The organism is Protofrankia sp. Cas8 (assembly GCF_963555845.1).
In the GTDB taxonomy this organism is placed as follows: Bacteria; Actinomycetota; Actinomycetes; order Frankiales; family Frankiaceae; genus Protofrankia.
This window is the reverse complement of sequence record NZ_CAUVXI010000019.1, coordinates 1-4,615: the sequence shown is the minus strand read 5'-3', so window position 1 is coordinate 4,615 and position 4,615 is coordinate 1. Positions and strand designations below refer to the sequence as shown.

The following is a 4,615-nucleotide window of genomic DNA, read 5'->3' as shown; positions in this document are numbered from 1 at the left end:
GATCATGACTTCGATCGACCAGCGAGCGGCATACCGGTGAATGATCTCAGCCGGTCGGGTGAGGGTGTCGGTGCTGACCAGGGCGGTGTCATAGCCGCCGCGGGTGTGGGTGGTGGTCTCGCGCAGCAGGATGACGGTGACCGGTTGTGGGCCGAACGTGCCGTACCACAGGCAGCGCACGGTGGCGATGTTCACGGTGGCGGTCTTCCCGTATCGGCGCACCGGCAGCGGGGTGAACGACAGCTGTGCGGCGAGCGTGGTCAGGCTCGACAGCCGCGCTCCTTTGGACCGGGGCCGGCCCCGGCGGCCGGTGCGCGGTGGGGCCAGGTCGTACAGGGCGGCATCGACCCGCAGCCGGGTCGTCCAGGTCACCTGGGCGGGTAGGCCACGGAGCTCCTTACCGGCGTAGGCGGCGTCGGCGACCACATGCAGGCTGCGGTCGGGGAGCGCCGTGGCGAGCGTGGTGACCATCTGGCGGGCCAGCCGCAGCCGGGAGGCCGACATGGTGTTCGTCCGGGCGAGGCGGGCGAGGACGGGTAGGCACACCGGCCGGTCGAGCATCGGGAGTCGCACCACGATCCCGAGGTGCACCCAGGTGTTCCCGAATCCGACTGTGTTGGGGCCTGTCGCGGAGCCGTCGTGGAACCAGCCGGCCGCCCAGACTTTCTTGCCGGATCGGTGGAACAAGGTGTCATCGACGGCTACCGTCACGGCGCCGGTCGGTACCAGGAGGGTGACGACGAGGTGGGCCAGGGCCAGGCCGAGCTGTTCGGGGGACCAGACGGCGTGGGAGAAGAACCGGTGGGCCCGGTGATGGGGCCACACCCGGGACAGGCCGGCGCCCGTGAGCATGCCGCAGACCGTTCGTTCCCGTGTCTGCGCCAGCAGGCCGCACACCAGTGCGCGGAACGTGATGAAACTCGGTGCGGTGAAACACGGCCGTAGGTGGGATAGCAGGACTACCAGCGACGGCGGTAGGGTCGGGTTCGGGAGCATTGGCGTCCACTCCTCAGCGAGCGGTTATTTTGGCAGCGTTGATGCTCCCCCCATCTACCTGCTGTCGCATGTCCGTCCGCCATCACGGTCACGGATACGACCTGGGCGTGCGCAGAACCTGACATTCGATCATCCGTCGACCGTCAGGCCGCCAAACCAATCATGAAAACCGCGAAAGTCCAGAGGTGGCGTGATGGCTAGTATTGACAACGGAGTGTTGAGTTTGGCCATCGAAAAAGGGCCAACGACGCCCAGCGGTGCCCAGATGTTTGCTGATGTCATGGGGGTGGGGCCGGAATACGAGCGAAATATGCCAGGCCTTGTTCCGCCGCTGGTAGAGGTCAGCGCGGGTCGCCTTGATAGGGATCGTTAGGATTCCGTCATCCTGGTCCCTGTGATCTTCAAGGTGTGTGTTGGCATCGATCGACCGCACCGCCTACCCGAGGTTCCGCGAGAGCGTCGCGGCGCGGGAGTTGGTCGAGTCGTTCACACCTACAGCGGACGAGGCTGGCTGGGCGCGAGGGAAGACGACCGCTGACCAGACCTTCGTCGCCGCGATGTGGGGCGGCGGGTCGACCGCGGCCACCGACGGCTCGCAGATCGACACCTGGGAAGACAGCCTGCGGGCCGAGTCCCACGTCAGATACGGCGGGTTCGGGGCTCTGGCGTTCCGACTGGTGTCCGACAACTACATCGCGCTGTTCTCCCACTTCATCCCGTGCGGGGTGTGGGAGGCGGTGTACCTGCTGGACTCGCTGCTGTCCAACGTCTCCGACATCCAGCCCGACACCATCCACGCCGACACCCAGGGGGCTTCGCTGCCGGTGTTCGGCCTCGCCGCGCTCCTCGGATTCGACCTCCTCCCCCGCATACGCAACTGGCACGACCTGAACTTCTACCGGCCGGACGCCAAGGTGCGGTACAAGCACATCGACTCCCTGTTCGACGACAGCGTCATCGACTGGGCCCTCATCGAACGCCACTGGACGGATCTACTGCGCACCGGGATCTCGATCCGGGAGGGCCGACTGTCCTCGGTGACGCTGCTGCGCCGCCTGGGCAACCACTCGAAACGCAACCGGATCTACAAGACGCTACGCGAATTGGGCAGGGTCGTCAGGACCGTGACGCTCCTTCGATACCTGTCCGAGCCCGGGCTGCGCGACCAGATCACCGCGATCACCAACCGTACGGAGGCGTTCCACGGCTGCGCTACGCATCTGATGATCGGCGGACGGCTGATCGGCCACAACGACCCGGACTACCAGGAGCGAGTCGTCACATTCAACGAGCTGATCGCCAACTGTGCGATCTACTCCACCGCGCTGGACATTACCGATGCCGCCAACGCCCTCGCCGCCGAGGGCCATCTCGTGGACCCCGACGACCTGGCCACCGTCAGCCCGCTGATCACGCGCACCATACGCCGCTTCGGCGACTGGCACTTGGACCTCACCCCGCCCAAGGACGTCGTCGCCACCCGGTTGGATCCGGCCCCCGGAGCGCTGTTTCCCACCGCGCCGGTGTGACGCCCCGGCGGCCTAGCCTGAACGCATGACTGATGCGGCGGGACGGGTCGAGCCGTCCGGGGTGTGGGCCACAGCCGTGGGCGTGGCCCGGGTGAGGGCAATGGAGACGGCACGCGAGCAGCCGCTGTTCCGGGACCCGCTGGCGCTGGCCTTCGCCACGGCCGGCGGGAGAGGCCCCGGGGCGCCGCCGCCCCCGCGCGCGGACGAGGCGGCGCGGCGCCGCTGGCTCGGCGTGGCCATCTCGATCGTCATCCGGACGAAGTTCCTGGACGACCTACTGGACCGGGCGGTCGCCTCCGGCGTCCGGCAGGTCGTGCTGCTCGGAGCCGGGATGGACAGTAGGGCCTTCCGGATGGACTGGCCTGCAGGGACCCGGCTGTTCGAGGTCGACACGGCCGAACCGCTGGGCTTCAAGGCTTCGGTGCTGCGTCAGGAGCGGGCCGTTCCGCGCTGCGAGCGGATCACCGTCCCGGTCGACCTGCGCGAGGACTGGCCCGGCGCCCTGGCCGCGGCCGGACACGAGCCGGCGCAGCCGACGGTGTGGATCGCCGAGGGACTGCTGATCTATCTGCCCGAGGACGCGGTGCAGTCGCTGCTCGAACGGGTCGGCGCGCTGTCCGCTGCAGGCAGCAGGATGGGCCTGACACTGGGCTCGCGCGGCGCGGTCGAACGTTTCCGCGGGGACGCCGCGCCGGGATCGGCAGCGTCGATGTGGGTCTCAGAGATGCCGGAGGACCCGGTCGGCTGGCTGGACGGCCTGGGCTGGGAGGCGGAGACCTTCACCCTGCGTGAGCGCGCCGAGGCCTACGGGCGTCCGGTGCTCACCCCGTCGCAGCAGGACGAGGGCGCCGGCGGACTGGTCTCGGCGGTACGCGCGGCGCACTGAGCACGACGAAGGCCGGCCTCCGCGTGTGGCGGGTCTCCTACGACGCCAAAGGCGCGGTGATCTGTTCGTCGTGCTCGCGCAGCATGCGCATGACGGTCGCGGGTGAGGGGTGCTGGCCTTTCTTCTTGCCGATGATGATGATGAGCCGGGCCGCGATGTCGCGCAGACTCATTTCCTGATCCCGAAGGTGGAGGGCCATGGATAGCATGTGATCGTCGGTGACGCCCGCGCCGCCGATGGACTTGCCGCGCTTGCGGGCGGATTCGTGGCCTTCCAGGGTGCGGTCGCGGATGTACTCGCGTTCCATGCCGGACAGGGCTGCCAGCACGGTGAACACGACGCTCGAGGGGTCGTGCGAGCCCTGGAGCTCACCCGTGAGGAACTCCAGGCCGACGTCGCTCGCCTTGAGTTCCTCGGCCAGGGTCGCCAGTTCGATGCCGCGGCCGAGCCGCTTGTGCTCGTGGACGACGAGGGTGACGCGCACGCCGGAGGCACGCAGTTCGCCAGCGAGGGCGACGACCTTGTCCAGTTCAGGGCGCTGGGTGGCACGGGTGGAGATCTTCTCGGAGAAGATCCTGGTGAACCCGGCTTCGGCAAGGGAGTCGAGTTGGGAGTCGAGGGACTGCCGGGCGGTGGATGCGCGGGCGTACCCCAGGCGTACGTGCCCGGCGGGCTCGGTGCCGGCGCCCGCGGGGCGGGGTAGTTCGATCCAGGCCGAGCCGGGCTTGCGCACGGCGGGGGCGGGGACGTTGAGGGCCTTGGCGAGTTGGGGCACGAGGCGGAAGCGGGCGGTGTGGTACTGGATGGCCACCTTGCCCTTGCCTGTGCGGCACGGCGAGCCCGCCGGGGCGGCGCAGGTGGACATCGGGCAGTCGTGCGATTCCACGCGCTTGAAGTCGTCACTCACGAGCCCTGACTGTTTCATGAGGGTGTTTCAGCCACCCAGCCGTTTGCAACAACTCATGAAACATGGAACGCGCAGCATCACCGGCGACCGTCGCCGTGTTTCACGAGCGAACACCTATGAAACAACCTCAGTGTCCGCGTTGCTGTCTCTTCGCGTCGGCGCACGTCCTCGCCACCCGCCTACGACACCGATTCGCGCCTGTGACCTACCTGGCCGCTGGCGTGTGGCACGTTTCGCTCGTATTCCGGCCCCACCCCTCATGAATCATTTCGGGGCGGACAATATTGTTGCGATTGA

Annotated in this window: 4 protein-coding genes; 2 read left to right on the top strand and 2 right to left on the bottom strand. The window is 68.0% G+C overall.

Going from position 1 to position 4,615, the window contains the following annotated elements; genetic code table 11:
- Positions 1–996 (bottom strand): transposase (locus U9977_RS05310; RefSeq protein WP_322748038.1); only part of this gene is annotated, 996 nt, incomplete at its 3' end.
- Between the two features lie 413 nt (positions 997–1,409).
- On the opposite strand from U9977_RS05310, the gene U9977_RS05305 reads away from it, so the two are divergent.
- Positions 1,410–2,525: a Tn3 family transposase gene (locus tag U9977_RS05305; protein ID WP_322748037.1), complete on the top strand. Its 1,116-nt coding sequence runs from the start codon at positions 1,410–1,412 to the stop codon at positions 2,523–2,525.
- 25 nt (positions 2,526–2,550) lie between these two features.
- Positions 2,551–3,411 (top strand): class I SAM-dependent methyltransferase, encoded by an 861-nt coding sequence (locus U9977_RS05300; protein WP_322748036.1) that lies wholly within the window; start codon positions 2,551–2,553, stop codon positions 3,409–3,411.
- Positions 3,412–3,448: 37 nt separating this feature from the next.
- Here the strand turns inward: U9977_RS05300 and U9977_RS05295 are convergent, their stop codons facing one another.
- Complete coding sequence (locus U9977_RS05295; RefSeq protein WP_322748035.1) at positions 3,449–4,318, bottom strand: recombinase family protein; 870 nt, start codon at positions 4,316–4,318, stop codon at positions 3,449–3,451.
- Positions 4,319–4,615: the final 297 nt, after the last annotated feature.